Genomic DNA, 18,213 nt, shown 5'->3' with positions numbered 1-18,213 from the left:
CGAGGAGCGAGCTATGGCAGACCGTATTCATTCGCCCAAAGACCTGGGCTTTCCATCCGACTTTCTCTGGGGCGCGGCCACCGCATCCTACCAGATCGAGGGCGGCGCGACCGAGGACGGGCGCGGTGTGAGCATCTGGGACACGTTCAGCCACACCCCCGGCAAGGTAAAAAACGGCGACACCGGCGATGTGGCCTGCGATCACTACCACCGCTGGCGCGAGGACATCGCCCTCATGCGCGAGCTGGGGCTGGATGCCTACCGCCTCTCGATCGCGTGGCCCCGGATCATCCCCCAGGGGCGCGGCCAGATCAACGAGGCGGGCCTGGATTTTTACGAGAAGCTGATCGACGGCCTGCTTGAGGCGGGCATCAAGCCGTTTGTGACGCTCTACCACTGGGATCTGCCCCAGGCGCTGCAGGATGAGGGCGGCTGGGCCAACCGCAACACGGCCTACGCCTTCGCCGAGTTTGCCGAGGTGGTGGCCAAGGCGCTGGGCGACCGCGTGTCGGCCTGGATGACGCTTAACGAGCCGTGGGTGGTGGCCGCCTGCGGCAACCTGTTTGGCGAGCACGCCCCTGGCTACCGCGATCTGGGCATCACCATGAAGGTGGCGCACAACCTGATGCTGGGCCACGGCCTGGCCCTGCCCCGCATGCGCAAGCACTGCCCCAACGCCCAGATCGGCATCGCCCTCAGCGTCTCGCCCGCCCAGCCGCTGACCGACAAGCCCGAGGATGTGATGGCGGCCATGCTGAACGACGCGTTCGGCAACCGCCTGTTCCTCGACCCGCTGCAGCACGGCACCTACCCCGCCGAGCTGGTGGCCAACTTCCCCGAGGGCGTGGAGCTGCCGGTGCAGGATGGCGACATGGAGCTGATCTCCGCGCCGATCGACTTCCTGGGCATCAACTACTACCAGCGCACCCTGGTGAGCTACTCCGAGAGTAACCCGCTCACCAAGTCCGAGCGTATCCTGCCCGAGGGCGAGTACACCAACTTCCACTGGGAGGTCTACCCCGAGGGCCTGCGCCAGATGCTGGAGCGCCTGCACCGCGACTACACCTTCCCGGCCTACTACGTGACCGAGAACGGCGCGTCGTTTGTCGACAGGCTGGAGGAGGACGGCGCGGTCCACGACGCGCGCCGCCTAGCCTACCTCCAGGGCCACTTCGCCGCCGCCGCGCAGGCGGTGCAGAGCGGCGTGCCGCTGAAGGGCTACTTCGTGTGGTCGCTGCTGGACAACTTCGAGTGGGGCCAGGGCTACAGCCAGCGCTTCGGCCTGGTGTACGTGGACTACCCGACCCAGCGGCGCTTCAAGAAGGACAGCGCGCTGTGGTACCAGCGCTTCTTGGCCGCCCGCAGCGGGCAGCCGGTGGAGGATGCGGCCCCGGTCGCCTAGCGGCTTGGGCCTCTGGCGTGTTTTTAGGGGGATGGTGGCAGCGCCGCCGTCCCCCTTCGGTGTTTTTGCGCTGTGCTGGATGAGGTAGCGTGTGGCTGTTGTATTTGAGGAAGCGAGTATATGTGAGGGTGTGAATATGCCACTGACGTATATGATGGAGCAATCCGTATAACGCCAGTGGCATATTTATCGGCTAGGATGCGTTATTACTTGGGGATGATGCCGTCGATGTCGAAGTAGAAGTCGGTGGCGGCGGGATTTTTGTTTCCCCCCTCAATGGTCACCTCTACGATGCCTGGCGGAAGCGGAATATACTGGTGCTGCTGGTACTGGATGGTTGCGCTATACTGGTCGATAACCGCAACCTGGACTCCATTAGCATATACATATGCATATCCGTGATTATATGCCTTGGAATAGTAATACTCGAAGCCACTGACGCAGTTAAGGGTAAACTTGACGACATCACCTACGCCAATCGGAGCGTATGGGCTGTTGCTATAGCTGATGGTGTTATAGATGGTACCAGGAATGGTTGCATGCACCCAGCTGTTGCCCGTAGCAGGTGTATCAGTGGTATAAGTGAAATTCACATCCGGGTTGACGATCGACGGGCTATCGTCCTGGAAATACCCAAGGCGTGTGCAGGCGACGCTGGTTGCGGCCTCGGTGGTTGTGGCAGGGCCGACAGAGCTGCCAAGCAGAAACGCAGCGCAGAGCGTGGCTGCGGCCATCGTAGTTAGCCGTCTCATAGTGCTCCTTATAGTGGGATGTTCGTTAGGACAGCTTGATTATATCATGGATTGTTGGGATGTCAATATATTTCATATATAAAATAAATATGATCTTTTGGGAATGGATTAATTAAATATTCACAGTAAAAATATATTTGGGTAATATGATTTAAATAAAGTGAATATATCGTTCAGGTTGGAACAAATAAAAAAATGGAGAATCTGTACTTGTAACCTATGTGTTAGGATGCCTATTTTCCTCAGCTACGCGCCCGCAGCCTCGCCGCAGCCAGCGCCACTATGGCAGCGGACAGCCACGAGGCAATAGTCCTATGAGCAACCAGTTAGCTTGAGGTCGCAGGGCGCAGCGAAGAGCGCGCCCTGCGCATGTCGGTGGCGCTAAAGCGTCTGCAGGAAATCGCGCACGGTGCGGGCGAACAGGTCGGGCGTGTCGATATGCAGCACGTGCCCGCCCGGCAGCTGGCAGTAGCGCGTGTTGGGCCGCCGCCTGGCCATCTCCTCCATATGCTCCGCGCTGGTCAGCCTGCTCTCGCTGCCGTGGATGACTAGGGCCGGGCAGCTGCTGGCCAGCCAGTCGCCCCAGTGGTCGCCGTTCAGCGGCTGCTGCGAGCGCACCATGTCGCGCGGGTCGAAAGCCAGCCGCCAGCCCTGCGGGGTGCTGCGGAACGAGCCGCGCAGGTAGGGCAGCAGCCTCGGCCCGATGCGCTCGGCCAGCTCCTCGCTGGTGGCGAACGTGCCCTCCCACTCCAGCACAAACGAGACGTCGACATCGATCTCGGTGCCGATGTCCTCGATGATCAGGCCGCGCGCCAGGGCGGGGAAGCGTGCGGCAAACTGGTAGGCGTTCACACCGCCCAGCGAGTTGCCCAGCAGCGCCGCCTCGGCCAGCCCTAGGTGCGCGAACAGCGCGCGCAGATCGCCCACGTAGGCCTCGCGGGCGTAGCTGGCGGTGTGGTCGGAGTAGCCATGGCCGCGCTGGTCGAGCGCGATCACGCGCCACGCGGGCGCGAGCGCCTCGGCTAGGCCGCTGAAGGTGGTGGCGTCCATCCAGTGGGCGTGCAGCGCCACCAGCGCGGGGCCGTCGCCGCCGCTGTCAAGGTACGAGAGGGTCAGGCCATCGTGCTGAAAGCTCGATCGTTCCATCGCTGCTTCTCCTCTTTTGTCTCAGGGTGCTTGGGCCGATGGTGCCAGCTGCACATCCTCGCTGCTGCTCACGCTGGCCACGCGCCGCGCAGGTAGGCGATCACCAGCGCCGCGTGCGAGAGCGGGCGCGCGAGGTTGTCGATGTCGGCGTTGGTCTCGTAGTCGAGCAGCACCACCGGGCCCTGTGCGGCCAGGGTGCGCAGGTGGGCGACCTCGGGCTGCAGGCGGCAGTCGAGCACCCAGCGGTAGGCGGGCAGGTAGATCTGCCTGCGGGCCTCGGCGTAGGCCAGCAGGCGCTGCCCGCCTACCCCCGCGCGGTGGCCCAGCACTGCGCCGTAGCGCCGCGCCGTGCGCTTGATGCCGCGCATGCTGGTGTTGGCCATGGTGGCCATGTCCACGTCGGCCTGCGCGAACACCTTGAGGCCCTGCCAGATGCCCTCGACCGAGGCCGCCGCCACCTGGGGCGAGAGCGGCACGGGGATGCCGCCGTGTGGGAAGAACGGGCTGAACCGCACCCACGGCTGCGGCCCGCGCGAGGTGACGTCGATGATCTGCGCGCCGGGGTGCTTGCGCTCCAGCGTGGCGCTGGCCGTGTGCCTGCTGGCCAGGGTGATGTCCATAGCTGCCAATCCTTACTCACATGGCGTTGCGTCAGTATTGTATCGTGTTGGTGCGACAGCTACGGCCACAGCGGGGGCGGTGGATGCTGAAGGGAGGGGAACCCGATTTACGAAGACGCGAAGGCGCGAAGAGGAAGAGAGAACCGTTTACCACAAAGACATCAAGGGGAGAAGCTTAACTGCTGAGGTGAGGGGCTTGAGCCTGCGAGTTTTGAACCCATACATTGGCAAAGGCTGCAGATGGTGCTGCGCATCCCCGCTTGCGCAGGGATGATACCATAGTACCCTGCCCCCGCACCACTGCGGCGCTGGTGTGCCGCGCTCTGGGGGCGACCGAGGGACTATGCACGACGCCGAGTTTATCGCCACGCTGCGCCGCAACGCCATGGGCGAGCCGGGCAGCTTTATCTACGCCCTGCACGAGCAGGAGCGCTTCGACGCCGCGCTATATGCGCAGTACCTAGCCTGTCTGCAGGCGCTGGCCCAGGCGGCGCGCGCCGCCCCGCCCGATGCGGCGGTGCAGCGGATGGTGTTCGACACCTACGCGTACACCATGAAGGCGCTGGTCTGGCACTACTCGCCCCACGACCTGAGCCGGGTCGCGGGCCTGCCCGACGATGCGCTGCCCGACATGCTGGAAGAGCTGGGGCTGGCGGCGCGCGGGGTGCTGGCCCCGCAGCGGTGAGCGGGGCGCTGCAGATGGGCGGGGCGAGAGGAAAGATGCGAGGGGCCGATGCGCAAGGATGAGATGACCGCCGAGCAGCTGCGCCAGGTGGCGCTGGCGGGCGAGGTGCTGGGCGCGGCGGGCTGGGTGGGCCGCGAGACCAACGAGCTGTTCGAGCGCGGCTACTGGATGCCCGACGAGGCCGTGTATGACTACGCCAACCCCCAGGCCGAGCTGGTCTTCCTCTACTCGGCCCAGGCCCGCTGGGCCGACATCATCGTGGCGGGGGCCTACGACCGCCTGAACTTCGTGGTGGGCACCGCCGATCTCGCGCCGCTGCTGGCGGTGCTGGTGGCCCACCAGCGCACACTCTCGCTGCTGCACTACGAGGCGTGCATGCGCGAGGTAATGCGCCTCTACCCCACCACCACCTACCTCTACCAGGAGAACGAGCTGTTCCGTCTGACCGAGTGAGCCTGCGGGCAGCTCGGGGGCGCGTGTGCGGCCATGGGGCGTTGCCCGGTGGTCGCTTTTTTATGCGCCGCGCTGGCCTGCGGCCTGCCGGGCCTGCTCGGCAGCCCACATGTGCAGGCGGTCGGCGGCGACGCGCCACGAGTGCCCGGCGCATGCGGCCACGGCGGCGGCCTCGCGCGCGGGCAGGGCTAGGGCGCACGGCTCGCCGGGCAGCCGCGCGGCCTGGATGCGCAGTGCGGCCCACGCGGCCACCGCCGCCGCGTCGAGCGGGGCGAACTGCACGGTGGCCACCGCGAAGCCGCAGCGCCGCGCCAGCGCCGCGAGGTCGCGGTGGGTGCCCACGGCCAGGCTCGCGCCCCGCCGCGCGGCCAGCGCCAGCGCCGTGGCCCGCACTGGCCAGGGCATGCGGTCTACCTCATCCCAGTAGGCGAGCCCGGCTATCGGCGGGGGCCGCCAGCGCGCGGGCGTGGCGGGCACGTAGTGGTAGGGGCCGCCTGCCTGCTCGCGCCAGCGCAGCAGCAGCGAGGTCTTGCCAGCGCCCTTCTCGCCCAGCACCTGGGTGAAGCTGCGCCGCCACGGCTGCGGCGCGGGCGGCGCGCCCCGATCCAGCCACAGCGCGGCGGCCACCCCCGCCTGCGGCTCGGCGGTGAAGGGGTTGCGGCGCAGCCCCAGCGCGGCGTAGGGGTCGATCACGGCATGCGCACCGCGACGCGGAATGCCAGCGCGCTCTTCTCGTCGGCCATCATCGGCAGATCGGCCTGGGCCACAATCTCCCAGATGATGCGCAGCATCTTGCCGTCGTAGGAGACCGGCCCCTCGGCGGGGATGTCGAAGGCGAAGGGGATGGGCACGCCGCTCAGCGGCCTGCTGGGGTCGTAGGGCACGCGCAGCTCGCCCGCCTTGCCCAAGCTCACATCGCCGCGCCCCTCGGTGCGCCACGCCGCCGCGATGATGATGGCGCGCGGCACCGTGCCGCTGCTGCGCCACTCGACGGTGCCCTGCACCGTGTTGCCGACCTGGACGTATGGATCGTTGATCTGGATGAAGAACATGGAGCGCTGTACCTCCGGCTGAATAGCGGCTAGAAATGCGGGCGTGGTCTTTATCGCTAGTATGGTGCTGGCGGCGAAAGCGTGCTATGCCTGGTTGCGTGCTGGCGGCGCTATTTCCCCTGTGCTTGCGGGCGGTGCGGGCCTGGGCGTGCGATACGGTGTAGCCGCCTAGCTGGCGGCGCACACCGGCTGAACGTGCAGCAGAAAAGTCGACTGCGCCCCGCCGAATGGCCCGTCGCCGACCTCGACCTGAAAAAACCACTCGATAGCGTTTGCTTTGGTCTCAAATGATGGTGGGAGGTCGCGCGGGATGCAGATCTGCCACTCGGCGCTGGCGCTGCTGGCATCCTCGGGCATCTCGATGATCGGGAACGGTGCTTTCCAGATGGTTTTTTGGTGTATCTTCCCTTTGTCGGCGTTGTGGCTGATGGTCTTTTCGGCGCAGTACAGCGTGGCGCGCACCGGCCCAACGCTGCCGAAGAAGGCGCGGCGGTGGAAGCGCAGCCGTGTTGGCAGGTCGAGCGATAGGGGCCAGCTTTGCGCGGCGATGCGGGCCGGGCCGAAGCGCAGCCTGTTTGCCACCACCAGCACGACGCTCAGGGTGATGATGCCGCTGACCACCGCGCTGATGATGGTGTTTGGCTGATCCAGCCTGCTTTTCGTGACGAAAATGCTGAACTGAACGAGGAGAAATAGGGCAAAGAAGATAAAAGTAATGATGAAGAGACTATTTATCAAGCGTCTGGGGCGGATGATCGTGCCCTCCTCGGTGTGCGTTGCGGGCACGCGGGGTGCGGTGCTGGTGGTGAAGTAGCGACGTTTTCCAATAAACATAGGGCACCTGTCGCTTGGGCGGCTGCCTATCGTTGCGCTGGTGTGGCGGTGCGGCGGCGCTGTGCGCTCCCGGGTGGGCCTGCTGTACCATCGCGCTTGGTCTATAGAGCTGTACGTAGCACGCTGCCCAACGTTTCATCGCCGTGCCAGATGCGCGTGTGCCTACCGCGCCCTAGTCCACCACCTCGGGCAGCACCACCAGCAGGAACTGCGACTCGGCGTCGGGGAAGCGCGGGCTGTGGAGCTTCACGACGACGTTCCACTCGATGTTGTTACGCATAGTGGCAAATGAGGGCTGCATGTCGCGGGGGATCTGGATGCTCCACTGCGCCTCGACCTGTTTTTGGCCATTGGTCAGGTCGCTGCTGGCCAGGGCTTGCTCCCACACCACCTCGCGCACCGTGCGGGTGTCGGTGCCCACGCGGTAGGTCACTACCTCCGCGCACTGGAGCGAGGCCTCGATCGTGGTGATGGCGGCCCAGCGTGAGCGCTGCCGGAAGGTGACGTTGGTGCGCTCGCCGAGGCGCAGCGGCCAGCTGGGCAGGGTTAGCTCGGCGGCCTCGAAGGCGCTGACGATCAGCAGCTTTCTGGCCACGTAGACAACCAGTAGCATGCCAAGGCCAATAAACATGATTGGCAGCAGCCGGGTGAGCAGGAGCGTGATGGGGTTTTGGCTTGGGGGGGAGAAGAAAAAGGCTAGGCTGATCGGGCACGCAATGAGGTTCCAGCCGACGGTGAAGACGGTGATAAATGTCGTCTCGCAGCCACGGCGGATGCTGTCGCTGAGTACGTAGCCCTCGGGGCGCTGCTGCACCATAACCTGCGGGAGCACGCTGGCGCTGCTGGGAGCCACTTTTACCTGCATAGGGCCTCGGCTTTCGTTGTCTTAACTGGTGCTGTGTGCTATTAAACGTAGCGTTTTGTAGCTTTTTGATAGGTGGTAATAAGCAATGTGATGCGTGTGGCGGGTGATCTGGTGTAGATGATAAGCGATATTATGCATTTATGGCTAATGTAGTGCGGGTGACGGGCAATGTAGTGCGGGTGACGGGCAATGTAGTGCGGGTGACGGGCAATGTAGTGCGCCTGAGTGGCCGCGCAGGGTAGGCGGGGGAGCCTGCCCTGCGCGGGGTGCGGGCCTTACTTCTTGGAGAAGGCCGCGTCGAAGGCCACGGTGCTGGGGGTGAAGTCGGTGCGGCGGATCATGGCCGCCGCCTCGGTCGCGCCAAACACGCGGTCCATGCCGCTATCCTCCCACTCGACTGAGAGCGGGCCGGTGTAGCCGATGGCGTTGAGCGCGCGGAAGATCGGGTCCCACTTTACATCGCCGCGCCCCGGCGACACAAAATCCCAGCCACGGCGCGAGTCGCCGAAGTTGAGGTGCGAGCCAAGGATGGAGGTGCGCCCATTGATGTTGATGCGGCTATCCTTCACGTGCACGTGGTAGATACGGTCGGCGAAGGTCTCGATGAAGTAGACCGAGTCGATGAACTGGTGGACCAGGTGGCTGGGGTCGAAGTTGATGCCGAAGGCCTTGCGGTTGCCGATGGCGGCCAGGGCCTTCTGGGTCGTTACCACGTCGTAGGCGATCTCGGTGGGGTGCACCTCTAGGCCGAACGTGACGCCCTCGGCGTCGAACACATCCATGATCGGGTTCCAGCGGTCGGCGAAGTCCTGGTAGCCCGCCTCGATAGTGGCGAAGTCGTTGGGCGGGAAGGAGTAGAGCATGTGCCAGATCGACGAGCCGGTGAAGCCGTTGACCTGCTTCACGCCGAAGGCGGCGGCGGCGCGGGCCGTGTCGGCGATCTCCTTGGCGGCGCGCTGGCGCACCCCCTCTGGCTCGCCATCGCCCCAGACGTGGGGGGGCACGATACCCTTGTGGCGGGCGTCGATCGGGTCGCACACGGCCTGGCCCACTAGGTGGTTGCTGATCGCAAAGCACTGCAGGCCGTGCTGCTCAAGCAGCTCGCGCTTGCGGGGGATGTAGGTCGGGTCGCTCAGGGCCTTGGAGACCTCGAAGTGGTCGCCCCAGCAGGCCAGCTCTAGGCCGTCGTAGCCCATCTGCTTGGCCAGGGGCAGCAGCTGCTCGAACGGAAGGTCGGCCCACTGGCCGGTGAAAAGCGTGACAGGACGCGCCATGGGGAATGCTCCTTGTGGCTTGGCCCCCGCGCTGGGCGGGGGCGGCTGCGCTATGGTGTGAAAGCGGCTAGATCTGGTAGTCCGGCTCGACCCACTGGCGGCTGCCTGCCGAGGCCTCGACGGCGTCGAGCACGGCCTGGCAGCGCAGGCCATCCTCGAAGGTGGCGCTGGGCGACACGCCATCGGCAATGCCGTTGAGCAGGTCGTAGACGCCGTGGGTGAAGGTGTGCTCCCAGCCGATGATGTGGCCAGCGGGCCACCACGCGCTCATGTAGGGGTGGACATCGCCATTGGTCACCAGCACGTTGCGGAACCCGGCCACGTCGGGCTGGTCGTCGTTCAGCAGCACGTTCAGCTCGTTCATGCGCTCTAGGTTGAAGGTGATCGAGCCTTTGGATCCATTGATCTCGAACGAGTTGTAGTTGGCGCGGCCGTTGGCAAAGCGCGTGACCTCGAAGCTGCCGACCGCGCCGTTGTCGAAGCGGGTCAGGAACAGCGCGGCGTCGTCCACCGTCACCTCGCCCATGGCCGGGCCGCCCGCCGCGCCCAGGCCGCCGGTGGTGCCCGCCAGCACGGGCCGCTGTTTGATGAACGTCTCGGTCAGGCCGCTCACCTCGGTGATCTCGCCCACTAGCATGCGGGCCAGGTCGACGATGTGCGCGCCCAGGTCGCCCAAGGTGCCCGACCCGGCCTGGCTCTTGTCGAGCCGCCAGACCAGCGGGAAGTTGGGGTCCATGATCCAGTCTTGCAGGTAGACCGCACGCCAGTGGTAGATCTTGCCCAGGCGGCCCGACTCGATCAGGCGCTTGGCCAGCTGGATGGCCGGGACGCGGCGGTAGTTGAAGTTGACCATGCCCACCACGCCCGCGTCGCGCACGGCGGCCAGCATCTGGCGGGCCTCGGGCAGCGTGTTGGCCAGGGGCTTCTCGCAGAACACGTGTTTGCCGTTCTTGGCCGCCTCGATGGCGATGGCGGCGTGGCTGTCGCCGGGGGTGGAGACATCGACCAGGCCGATGTCGGGGCGGGCCACCAGCTTGCGCCAGTCGGTCTCGTAGCCCTGCCAGCCCATCTCGGCGGCGGCGGCGCGCACGGCGGCCTCGTCGCGCCCGCACAGCGCGGCGAGCGCGGGGCGCAGCTTCACGTCGGGGAAGAACGACGCCACCTGTCGGTAGGCGTTCGAGTGGGACTTGCCCATAAACTTATAGCCAACAAGACCGACGCCGATAGTATCTGCCATAACGCCTCCAATCGGTCAGAATCGTGCTTTGGTCTCGCGGGGTGCGCGCCACCGCGCAGGCTCGGCTGCCATGCCGATATGGTGAAAAGATCTGTGGTGGCGCTTTCACGGGCGAAACCGACGTTGCTACAACTGGCGACAGCGCTGTCGAACGCAGTACACATCAAGCCGATGGGCGGCGACGGCTTGTTCCGCCAGTCGATCTCAGCCTTCGTATGCCGTAGGGCCGGAAGGTGGTGCGAGTATACACGCGGGCTTTGGCGGTGTCAAGGCTGGGGCTGGGTAGCCGCCGCTGTGCTGTGGGAGCGCTTTCTTGGCCACAGCGCAGGTGCGGGCGGCGGGCGCTGCAACCTCTGGTACACTGGGGGCGTCCCAATCACAGATGATGCACAAGAGGAGGGCGAACGGAATGCAGCGGTTTCTTGAGGGGGCGGCGGCCCCGTTTCATGCGCTGGGCTACCTGGTGAAGAATCCCCGGCTGTGGCAATATGTGGTGATCCCGATCGTGGTGAACCTGGTGGTGGCCACGGTGGTGTACGTGGGGCTGTTTGGCGCGGGCTGGGTGGGCATCGACCGCTTGGTAGCCGACACGCGGCTGGGCGGCGTGATCGAGTGGCTGCTGCGGGTGGTGCTAGGGCTGCTGCTGCTGTTTGCGGCGGGGTTCTGCGTGGTGCGCTTCGGGGTGGTGCTTGGCTCGCCCTGGTACGGCACGCTCTCCGAGCAGATCGAGCTGGGCGTGACCGGGGCCGCCCCGCCCGCCCAGCCGCTGACGGCGGCGGGGATCGCGCGCGACATCTGGCGGGCGCTGGGCTTCGAGCTGAAGAAGCTGGCGATCTCGCTGGCGGTGGGGCTGGTGCTGCTGCTGCTGAACCTGATCCCGGTGGCGGGCCAGGCGATCAACCTCGTGGGCGCGGTGCTGCTGGGCGCGTTTATCACCTGCCTAGATTTCTTCGATGGGCCGCTGGAGCGGCGGCGGCTGCGCTTCCGCACCAAGATGGGCGTCATCCGCCAGCACATGCCCGCGAGCCTGGGCTTTGGGCTGGTGGGCTTTGGGCTGGTGGCCATCCCGTTTGTGAACCTGCTGCTCATCCCGTTGTGCGTGGCGGCGGGCACACTGTTCCTGTGCGAGCAGCGAGGCCCCGAGCTGGAGCTGCGCGAGCAGTAGCGGGCGCAGCAGCGCCCCGCGACCACATACGGTCGCGGGGCGCTGCTGCGTTTTGGAGCCTAGAGCCGGGTAGGGTGCTCTTTGCTTGGGCGTTTTCGCCTGAGGCCGGGTCGGTCCAACCGTAGGCACTGCGTGGAGCGCTGCCCGGTTGGCCCTGGCCTCGTGGCGGCATCAGCGATAGTGGTCCCTCGTGGGTGGTGGGTGGGTGCCCTGCGCGGGCGGTGCCTAAGGGCCAGCCCCCGGAACCCCCGCGAGGGGGTGTGGCCTCTCACATGGTGTCACTTTTCCCGTCGGCGCTGGGCGTTTTTTCCTTCAGCGATGGCGGTGGTAGGTGTTGGGTGGGTGGATGCCCTGCGCGGGCAGCGCCTAAGGGCCAGCCCCCGGAACCCCCGCGAGGGGGCGTGGCCCCCTTCGAAACCCCCAATTTGAGGCGTTCCGATGCTGTTTTCTGGCGGCTAACATTCGTGCATATGGCCAGTTTGCACGAGCGGCACCTTCGCCGTATGGGCCGGGTGGGATGGATCATCGTGGCCATTGCCATCATTGACAACCCACGCAATGGTGGCAATGCGTTCCCAGGGGTGTAGGGGCGGATCTCGTGCCCGCCCCATCGCGATGCGCCGTGTTCATCGCAACCCCACCCGATGATTTTGACGCGTTACGATGCGTCCTACGCCGTGTGCATTGAATGCATCGTAGGGGCGTTTGACGTACGAGGCGCAGGCGGGCACGAAGCCCGCCCTACAGTACGGATTCTATCGTTGGCGTGGCAGCGCACGACGAGGGTGCGGCAACATCAAGCGTTCCTGTGTCCGGCGGCAGCATGGGACAAGGGTCGCGCATGCCCTAGCACGCTGGATAAGGTATGCAGCCACATCTCAATGCCCTGCGCAGAAACGTAACCCTAGGTGAGGGCCTAGATCTCCACGCCCAGCACGTCGGCCACACTGAAGATGTCTTTGTCGCCACGGCCCGACAGGTTCACCAGGATGATCTCATCCTTGCGCATGGTGGGGGCCAGGCGGATGGCGTCGGCCAGGGCGTGCGAGCTTTCCAGCGCGGGCAGGATGCCCTCCTGCTTGGAGAGGGTCTGGAAGGCCTCCAGGGCCTCGACATCCGTGGCCGAGGTGTAGAAGGCGCGCTCCTCGTCGTGCAGCAGGGCGTGCTCGGGGCCGACGGCGGCGTAGTCGAGGCCCGCCGAGATGCTGTGGGTGCTGGCGATCTGGCCGTCGCTGTCCTGCAGGACATAGCTGCGGGTGCCCTGGAACACGCCGGGGCGACCGCCGCTGAAGCGGGCGGCGTGCTGGCCTAGCTCGCCGCTGCGCCCGCCCGCCTCCACGCCGCGCAGGTCCACGCTCTCGTCATCCAGGAAGCCGTGGAAGATGCCGATGGCGTTGGAGCCGCCGCCGACGCAGGCGATCACCACATTGGGCAGCTTGCCTGCGGCCTCTAGAATCTGGGCGCGGGCCTCGCGTCCGATCACGCTCTGGAAGTCGCGCACCATCAGGGGGTAGGGGTGCGGCCCCAGGGCCGAGCCGAGCAGGTAGTACGAGTCGGGGTTGGTCACCCAGTCGCGCATGGCCTCGTTCACGGCATCCTTGAGCGTGCGGCTGCCGGTGGTGACGCCGCGCACCTCGGCGCCCATCAGGCGCATGCGGAAGACGTTGGGCTTCTGGCGCTCGATGTCGTCGGTGCCCATGTAGACGATGCACTCCATGCCCAGCATGGCGCACACGGCGGCGGTGGCCACGCCGTGCTGGCCTGCGCCAGTCTCGGCGATGATGCGGGTCTTGCCCATGCGCTGGGCCAGCAGGCCCTGGCCCAGGGCGTTGTTGATCTTGTGCGCGCCGGTGTGGGCCAGATCCTCGCGCTTGAGGTAGATCTGCGCGCCGCCGAGGTGCTCGGAGAGACGGCGGGCGTAGGTGATGGGGGTGGGCCTGCCGGTGTAGGTGCGCTGGAGCGCGTTGAATGCATCCCAGAAGCTTGGGTCGTGCTTGGCCTGCTCGTAGGCCTGCTCTAGCGCGGCCACGGCGGGGGCCAGGGTCTCGGGGATGTAGCTTCCGCCATAGGGGCCATAGCGCCCTGGCCGCTGGGACTGATCGGTTGTCATAACAGTGCAATCCTTTGTTTCTGCGGGCGAACCTGTGCGAAGGGCGAGCGAAGCGCGCCAGCGGCTGCCGCGCTAGGCGAGGCGGCGGGTGGCGTAGGTGATCTCCTTGAGCCGGAGCGTATCGGTCTGGCCGATGGTGGCGAGCGCGGCGGCCTGCTCGCGGCTGGCCTGGGCCAGCTGCTCGGCCCCCAGCGCGCCGAGCTGATCGGCGGCGGTGGCCAGCATGCGGGCGGCGTCGTGCGGGCGGCCTGCGGCCACGGCGTCGGCGGCGCGGCGCTGCAGGCGGGCGATGTTGGCGCGGGCGGCGGCCTCGCGCACGTCGGCGGGCAGGGCCTGCGGCTGGGCGTAGCGGCGCACGGTGAGCTGGGCGGATGCCGGTGCGCTGCCGGGGGCCTGCAGGGTGATGCTGGCCAGCGCGGCGCGGCTCTCGATGTCGGCGGGCACCAGCAGCTCGATCAGCAAGGCGATGCCCTCGCCTAGGGCGTCGCCGGGGCGGATGCTGGCGGGCTGCTGGGTGGGCGCGTCGTGCAGCACGCTGAGCGCGGGGCGGATGCGGGTGACGCGGCGCAGGGTGGCCCCCGAGGCTGGTGCGATGGTGGCGGAGAGGCCGCCCGCCGCTGCGCGCGCCGCCCGTAGCTCGCTGGCGATGGCCGGGTGGATGTCGCTGGCCTTGTGGGCGAAGTGGGCCTGGCCGCCGCTCTGGTCGGCGATGGCGGTGAGCAGATCCTCCTGGAAGTCGCTGCCCAGGCCGATGGTGGAGATGGCCATGCCGCGCTGGGCGGCGTAGGCCGCCAGCTCTAGGCAGCGCTCGGGGCGGCGGGTGAAGCCGTCGGTGAGCAGCAGCACGCGCCCGCGCGACACGTGCTCCAGCGCCAGCTCGATGCCCTGGGCCAGGTCGGTCTCGTCGCCCAGGTTGAGCGTGCGCAGGCGCTCGATGCCGTGGGCCAGCTCGGCGCGCGAGTCGCCTGGGGTGCTGCCCAGCAGCAGCAGGGCATCCTCGGCGCAGGCCACTAGGGCGAAGCGATCGGCGTCGCCAAGCCGCTCAAGCAGGCTGTGCAGGGCGTGGGCTACATGGTCGAGCGGGCTGCGGGCTGCGGCGCGCAGCTCGGGGGGGATGGGCGCATTCAGCTGCCACACGGCCACACCGTCGACCATGGTCTCCTGCGCGCCGCCCTCGCGGATGAGGGCGCGGAACTGCGCGTCGTCGACGATCGGGATGCGCATGGAGCGGCTGGCGTCGGCCACCAGCGCCCACTCGACGGCGTGGTCGGCCAGGGACTCGCCGCGCAGGTGGGCCAGGGCGTAGCACAGCTGCGGCTCGCGCTGGGGTCCGAGGGCGGCGAAGGCGGGCGACAGGTTGATCGAGAGCTTTGGCATGCTGGCTATTATACGCCAAGTGCCGCCGCTGGCGCACAGGCGGTGCGCTCTTGATCAGAGCCTTGCGCGTTCGATCTACCGGAGATTTTTAACCACGAAGACGCGAAGGCCCGAAGGGGAAACGGGGGAAATACCACGAAGGAGTGTGGGTACGAAGCGGAGAACAGGGAGGAAAATCGGCCTGCCTGCGCTGGGCATTGCCTTCCTGCTGCGATTGGGCGTATGGCCAGCAGGCCCATAGCTGCACCTTCGCCGGATGGGCCAGGCCGCTGCTGCTGGCGCATACGGCCAGTGTGCATCAGCAGCGCCTTTGCGCATGGGCCGGGTGGGAAAGGCAATGTGCCAATGCCTACCGCACGCCGCTGCGTGGGGCGTTGATAGGGCCGTGTGCTGCCGCTAGGCCGCCCCGCGCCCCACGGCCAGGATGTGGCTGATCACGCCCTGGGTGCCCACGCGGCGCTCGATGGCCAGCACGCTTTCGAGCATGGAGCGGTAGGGGTGGTTGGATGTGAGCATGTCCTCGGCGGCGCGGCTGCAGCCCAGCCAGCGCAGGTGGTGGTAGGCCACCCACTCGGCGAAGCCCTCGCGCAGCACCTCGTCCTCAAGCAGGGGGCATGTCTCGCCCTGCCAGGCGTGGGCGTACTCGTGGGCCACGGTGGTGCGGAAGACCAGCTTGGGCAGGCCGTAGAGCATGTAGATCACGCGCAGGCTGCCCTGGCGCTGGTAGACGCCCAGCACCTGGGCCTCGCTGGGGGGCGCGCCGCCCTGGGCGCGCACGTGGGCCATGGTGGGCACATCCACCAGGCGGAAGCTGACGCCCACGCGCAGCACCAGCCCCAGCTGGGCCACGATAGCGTCGACAGTGGCGTCGTAGAGGCGCTGGGACTCGTCGGGGGCGTAGACAGCCATGCTGTGGCAGCGTGCGCAGAGATTGCGCCCGTCGTGCAGGGTCCAGTGGGCCTCGCCCACGGGCATGCCGCAGCCCGAGCAGCGCGGGCGGGTGCGCATGCACTCGGCGCAGAAGCGCTCGCGGCGGCTGTCGATGGTGTAGTACCCGCTGATCAGGGGCACCCCGCAGATGCTGCAGCGCTCGGCGGGGGCTGGGCGTGGGAATGTCGGTTGCATAGCTATCTTCTGCTGAGTTGCCGATAGCATAGCATGGGGGGCTGCGTGGCGCAAGCGCTGGCGGGTGGGCGTTATGGGCTATGCGCTGACATCTGGCAGAAGGTTTTACCACCAAGACTCCAAGGCACCAAGGAACAAACGGGAACAAATACCACGAAGACGCGAAGAATCTTCGTGCCTTCGCGCCCTCGTGGTAAAGAATCCTTGGTGAGTCAAGAACGCATAGGCGCTGGCCAGCGGCATGATCATCGCCAGCGGGCACCAGCAGTGCCTGCGCCATGGTGCCGCGACCGCTCGCCCTCTCGTGTCGCCGCGTCTTTGTGGTGAATGGCCCAGGGCTAGAGGGTGCCGCGCAGGCGCAGGGCCAGCGAGACTAGGCCCAGGAAGACCAGCAGCATACCGCAGGCCACGTAGTAGATGCGCGCGCCCATATAGCCGAAGATCTTGCGGATGATCCAGGCGCGGCGGCTGTTGATCATCCAGGCCCAGTCGAAGATCCCGCCGCACATGCACAGTACCCCCACCAGCATCATCGCGAGAGCAAATACATCAACCCGAGTCATTCCGAAAACCTTTCTTCCCAAGCATAGCGCGGCGCAGCCCCACGCGGGCGGCGGGCTGCCGTGCGCCAGGTGCCTCGTGTGGCGCATAGCAGGATGCTCGCTGTGTGATCTGGCGCTCGGACAATAGCTATGGGTTCAAAGCAGAGTTGCCCAACGAGTATAGAGGAATATAGTCAGGTGGAGATCCTACCTAAGACCTAACCTATTTGTGAACTCACCCAGCGTTCTACGGGGTAGAAGCGATTTTACTCTATGCCCAACTATGTGTACGAGGGGATTGCGAGATGCCCAACTTTCCGTTTGTGAACATGGCGATGACCATCGATGACTTCACCACCTACCTAAAGACCTATAACTTTGGCACCATCCCGCCGGACTTCGTGGTGTTCCACCACACGGTCGACCCCTCCACCACCTGGGCACCGAGCGCCGCATCCAAGAAGGTCTGGAACGCCAACGAGCAGGGCCTATCATCCATCCAGATCAAGGCCAAGCGGCTGCGCCAGCTGGGCGTGCTGAAGAACTACTACCAGAACACGCTGGGCTGGAGCGCCGGCCCGCACCTGTTCATCGACGAGCGCTACATCTACCTGATGACGCCGATGAGCGATATCGGCATCCACGCCAAGTGGGGCAACTCGTTCAAGCGCAGCGGCAAGCTGCACTACAGCGTGGGGATCGAGGTGGTGGGAAACTACGAGCAGGTGCGCTGGCCCGCCGCTGTGCAGGGCATGGTGCGCGGCGCGGTGCAGGCGCTGCATCGCCGCTTGGGCACCTTCGACCTGCGCTACATGTACGCCGACGGCGTGCGGCCCGGCTGCATCACCACTGCCCATGGCGAGCAGGTGTGCGCCCACCCCGAGCTGCTGCGCTGGGGCGGGCTTTCTAGCCACCGCGACTACAACAAGCCCAGCTGCCCGGGCCGTGCGATCACCGAGGATTTCTACACCCAGGTGGTGCGCGGCGAGCTTGCTGTGGGCGCGCAGGTGGCGGCCTAGGGTCGGGCCACCGGTATCGCGAGGCCCCCAGGCACATATGCGCCTGGGGGCCTCGCGGTGTGCTAGCGGCTCAGGCCGCCCGGGCCAGCCTGCTTGGCGCGCTGCAGCGCGGCCTGGGCCTGGGCCAGCAGCGCATCCAGGTCGAGGTCGCGACGCGCCGCCGCGCCGATGCTCACGGTCACGCGCTCGGCGGGGCTGGCAGCGTGGGGGATGCCTAGGGCGTAGACCGCCGCCTGCATGCGCTGGGCCACCAGAGCGGCGGTTTCGGCGTCGCCGCCCTGGATGATCGCGGCGAAGGTCGCGCCTTCCAGCCGCGCCAGCAGATCGCTATAGTGGCGCAGGCGGCGCTGGAGTGTGCTGGCGACGCCACGCAGGCACAGGTCGGCGGCCTGGGCGCTGTAGCGGTCGCTGTAGCTTGGGAACATGTCGATCTCGATCAGCAACATGCTGGCGGCGCTGGCCCCCAGCGCGCGCATGTGCTGATCGACGAATCGCGCTAGCCCCTGGCGGTCGGCGAGATCGGCGAGCGGATCGACGTGAGAAAGCATTGCTAGC

General features: G+C 66.5%; 18 protein-coding genes and 1 pseudogene. 5 read left to right on the top strand and 14 right to left on the bottom strand.

Going from position 1 to position 18,213, the window contains the following annotated elements; all coding sequences use genetic code 11:
* The first annotated feature begins 13 nt into the window (after positions 1-13).
* The gene (locus F8S13_25895; protein ID KAB8139985.1) at positions 14-1,402 is read left to right on the top strand and encodes a beta-glucosidase; all 1,389 of its coding nucleotides are present in this window, start codon (positions 14-16) and stop codon (positions 1,400-1,402) included.
* Between the two features lie 206 nt (positions 1,403-1,608).
* Here F8S13_25895 and F8S13_25890 read toward each other — a convergent pair whose 3' ends face one another.
* The 3 genes from F8S13_25890 to F8S13_25880 form a co-directional block, all read right to left on the bottom strand.
* Positions 1,609-2,154 carry a hypothetical protein gene (locus tag F8S13_25890; GenBank protein ID KAB8139984.1) on the bottom strand — a complete coding sequence of 182 codons (546 nt, stop codon included), beginning with the start codon at positions 2,152-2,154 and terminating at the stop codon, positions 1,609-1,611.
* Positions 2,155-2,535: 381 nt separating this feature from the next.
* Positions 2,536-3,300, bottom strand: a complete 765-nt coding sequence (locus F8S13_25885; GenBank protein ID KAB8139983.1) for an alpha/beta hydrolase — start codon at positions 3,298-3,300, stop codon at positions 2,536-2,538.
* A gap of 68 nt (positions 3,301-3,368) precedes the next feature.
* Positions 3,369-3,920: a hypothetical protein gene (locus F8S13_25880; GenBank protein KAB8139982.1), complete on the bottom strand. Its 552-nt coding sequence runs from the start codon at positions 3,918-3,920 to the stop codon at positions 3,369-3,371.
* A 343-nt stretch (positions 3,921-4,263) separates the two neighbouring features.
* Between F8S13_25880 and F8S13_25875 the strand changes: the two genes are divergently transcribed.
* Positions 4,264-4,605, top strand: a complete 342-nt coding sequence (locus tag F8S13_25875; GenBank protein KAB8139981.1) for a hypothetical protein — start codon at positions 4,264-4,266, stop codon at positions 4,603-4,605.
* 48 nt (positions 4,606-4,653) lie between these two features.
* The gene (locus tag F8S13_25870; protein ID KAB8139980.1) at positions 4,654-5,058 is read left to right on the top strand and encodes a hypothetical protein; all 405 of its coding nucleotides are present in this window, start codon (positions 4,654-4,656) and stop codon (positions 5,056-5,058) included.
* 504 nt (positions 5,059-5,562) lie between these two features.
* Here F8S13_25870 and F8S13_25865 read toward each other — a convergent pair.
* The 6 genes and pseudogenes from F8S13_25865 to F8S13_25840 all read right to left on the bottom strand — a co-directional run bounded on the left by F8S13_25865 (position 5,563) and on the right by F8S13_25840 (position 10,320).
* Positions 5,563-5,751, bottom strand: a pseudogene (locus F8S13_25865) (hypothetical protein).
* Entirely contained in the window at positions 5,748-6,110 is a 363-nt protein-coding gene (locus F8S13_25860; GenBank protein KAB8139979.1) for a hypothetical protein, read from the bottom strand. Before F8S13_25860 ends, F8S13_25865 begins: the two are co-directional and overlap by 4 nt.
* 168 nt (positions 6,111-6,278) lie before the next feature.
* Positions 6,279-6,944, bottom strand: coding sequence for a hypothetical protein (locus F8S13_25855; GenBank protein KAB8139978.1), 666 nt, complete (start codon positions 6,942-6,944; stop codon positions 6,279-6,281).
* Positions 6,945-7,116: 172 nt separating this feature from the next.
* Positions 7,117-7,809 (bottom strand): hypothetical protein, encoded by a 693-nt coding sequence (locus F8S13_25850; protein KAB8139977.1) that lies wholly within the window; start codon positions 7,807-7,809, stop codon positions 7,117-7,119.
* Between the two features lie 275 nt (positions 7,810-8,084).
* The gene (locus F8S13_25845; GenBank protein KAB8139976.1) at positions 8,085-9,083 is read right to left on the bottom strand and encodes a sugar phosphate isomerase/epimerase; all 999 of its coding nucleotides are present in this window, start codon (positions 9,081-9,083) and stop codon (positions 8,085-8,087) included.
* A 67-nt stretch (positions 9,084-9,150) separates the two neighbouring features.
* Positions 9,151-10,320 carry a Gfo/Idh/MocA family oxidoreductase gene (locus F8S13_25840; GenBank protein ID KAB8139975.1) on the bottom strand — a complete coding sequence of 390 codons (1,170 nt, stop codon included), beginning with the start codon at positions 10,318-10,320 and terminating at the stop codon, positions 9,151-9,153.
* A gap of 409 nt (positions 10,321-10,729) precedes the next feature.
* Between F8S13_25840 and F8S13_25835 the strand changes: the two genes are divergently transcribed.
* Positions 10,730-11,485, top strand: coding sequence for a hypothetical protein (locus F8S13_25835; GenBank protein ID KAB8139974.1), 756 nt, complete (start codon positions 10,730-10,732; stop codon positions 11,483-11,485).
* Between the two features lie 916 nt (positions 11,486-12,401).
* On the opposite strand, the gene trpB is transcribed toward F8S13_25835, so the two are convergent.
* The 4 genes from trpB to F8S13_25815 form a co-directional block, all read right to left on the bottom strand.
* A complete protein-coding gene (trpB, locus tag F8S13_25830; GenBank protein ID KAB8139973.1) occupies positions 12,402-13,595 on the bottom strand; it encodes a tryptophan synthase subunit beta in 1,194 nt (397 codons plus the stop codon).
* A 72-nt stretch (positions 13,596-13,667) separates the two neighbouring features.
* A complete protein-coding gene (locus F8S13_25825; GenBank protein ID KAB8139972.1) occupies positions 13,668-14,981 on the bottom strand; it encodes a VWA domain-containing protein in 1,314 nt (437 codons plus the stop codon).
* Between the two features lie 387 nt (positions 14,982-15,368).
* A complete protein-coding gene (locus tag F8S13_25820; protein KAB8139971.1) occupies positions 15,369-16,097 on the bottom strand; it encodes a protein DA1 in 729 nt (242 codons plus the stop codon).
* Positions 16,098-16,435: 338 nt separating this feature from the next.
* Positions 16,436-16,747 (bottom strand): hypothetical protein, encoded by a 312-nt coding sequence (locus tag F8S13_25815; protein KAB8139970.1) that lies wholly within the window; start codon positions 16,745-16,747, stop codon positions 16,436-16,438.
* Positions 16,748-16,944: 197 nt separating this feature from the next.
* Here F8S13_25815 and F8S13_25810 point away from each other — a divergent pair, with 197 nt between their 5' ends.
* Positions 16,945-17,658 carry an N-acetylmuramoyl-L-alanine amidase gene (locus F8S13_25810; GenBank protein ID KAB8139969.1) on the top strand — a complete coding sequence of 238 codons (714 nt, stop codon included), beginning with the start codon at positions 16,945-16,947 and terminating at the stop codon, positions 17,656-17,658.
* A 62-nt stretch (positions 17,659-17,720) separates the two neighbouring features.
* Here F8S13_25810 and F8S13_25805 read toward each other — a convergent pair whose 3' ends face one another.
* On the bottom strand, positions 17,721-18,206 hold the full coding sequence (locus F8S13_25805) for a diguanylate cyclase (GenBank protein ID KAB8139968.1): 486 nt from the start codon (positions 18,204-18,206) through the stop codon (positions 17,721-17,723).
* Positions 18,207-18,213 lie beyond the last annotated feature (7 nt).

The organism is Chloroflexia bacterium SDU3-3 (assembly GCA_009268125.1).
Taxonomy (GTDB): Bacteria; Chloroflexota; Chloroflexia; order Chloroflexales; family Roseiflexaceae; genus SDU3-3.
This window is presented reverse-complemented; position numbering and strand designations above follow the sequence as displayed.

Excerpts from the sequence above, each read along its gene's own strand:
- F8S13_25895 (KAB8139985.1), top strand. The coding sequence starts at position 14 with ATGGCAGACCGTATTCATTCGCCCAAAGACCTGGGCTTTCCATCCGAC.
- F8S13_25890 (KAB8139984.1), bottom strand. The coding sequence starts at position 2,154 with ATGAGACGGCTAACTACGATGGCCGCAGCCACGCTCTGCGCTGCGTTT.
- F8S13_25885 (KAB8139983.1), bottom strand. The coding sequence starts at position 3,300 with ATGGAACGATCGAGCTTTCAGCACGATGGCCTGACCCTCTCGTACCTT.
- F8S13_25880 (KAB8139982.1), bottom strand. The coding sequence starts at position 3,920 with ATGGACATCACCCTGGCCAGCAGGCACACGGCCAGCGCCACGCTGGAG.
- F8S13_25875 (KAB8139981.1), top strand. The coding sequence starts at position 4,264 with ATGCACGACGCCGAGTTTATCGCCACGCTGCGCCGCAACGCCATGGGC.
- F8S13_25870 (KAB8139980.1), top strand. The coding sequence starts at position 4,654 with ATGCGCAAGGATGAGATGACCGCCGAGCAGCTGCGCCAGGTGGCGCTG.
- F8S13_25860 (KAB8139979.1), bottom strand. The coding sequence starts at position 6,110 with ATGTTCTTCATCCAGATCAACGATCCATACGTCCAGGTCGGCAACACG.
- F8S13_25855 (KAB8139978.1), bottom strand. The coding sequence starts at position 6,944 with ATGTTTATTGGAAAACGTCGCTACTTCACCACCAGCACCGCACCCCGC.
- F8S13_25850 (KAB8139977.1), bottom strand. The coding sequence starts at position 7,809 with ATGCAGGTAAAAGTGGCTCCCAGCAGCGCCAGCGTGCTCCCGCAGGTT.
- F8S13_25845 (KAB8139976.1), bottom strand. The coding sequence starts at position 9,083 with ATGGCGCGTCCTGTCACGCTTTTCACCGGCCAGTGGGCCGACCTTCCG.
- F8S13_25840 (KAB8139975.1), bottom strand. The coding sequence starts at position 10,320 with ATGGCAGATACTATCGGCGTCGGTCTTGTTGGCTATAAGTTTATGGGC.
- F8S13_25835 (KAB8139974.1), top strand. The coding sequence starts at position 10,730 with ATGCAGCGGTTTCTTGAGGGGGCGGCGGCCCCGTTTCATGCGCTGGGC.
- trpB (KAB8139973.1), bottom strand. The coding sequence starts at position 13,595 with ATGACAACCGATCAGTCCCAGCGGCCAGGGCGCTATGGCCCCTATGGC.
- F8S13_25820 (KAB8139971.1), bottom strand. The coding sequence starts at position 16,097 with ATGCAACCGACATTCCCACGCCCAGCCCCCGCCGAGCGCTGCAGCATC.
- F8S13_25815 (KAB8139970.1), bottom strand. The coding sequence starts at position 16,747 with ATGCGCCACACGAGGCACCTGGCGCACGGCAGCCCGCCGCCCGCGTGG.
- F8S13_25810 (KAB8139969.1), top strand. The coding sequence starts at position 16,945 with ATGCCCAACTTTCCGTTTGTGAACATGGCGATGACCATCGATGACTTC.
- F8S13_25805 (KAB8139968.1), bottom strand. The coding sequence starts at position 18,206 with ATGCTTTCTCACGTCGATCCGCTCGCCGATCTCGCCGACCGCCAGGGG.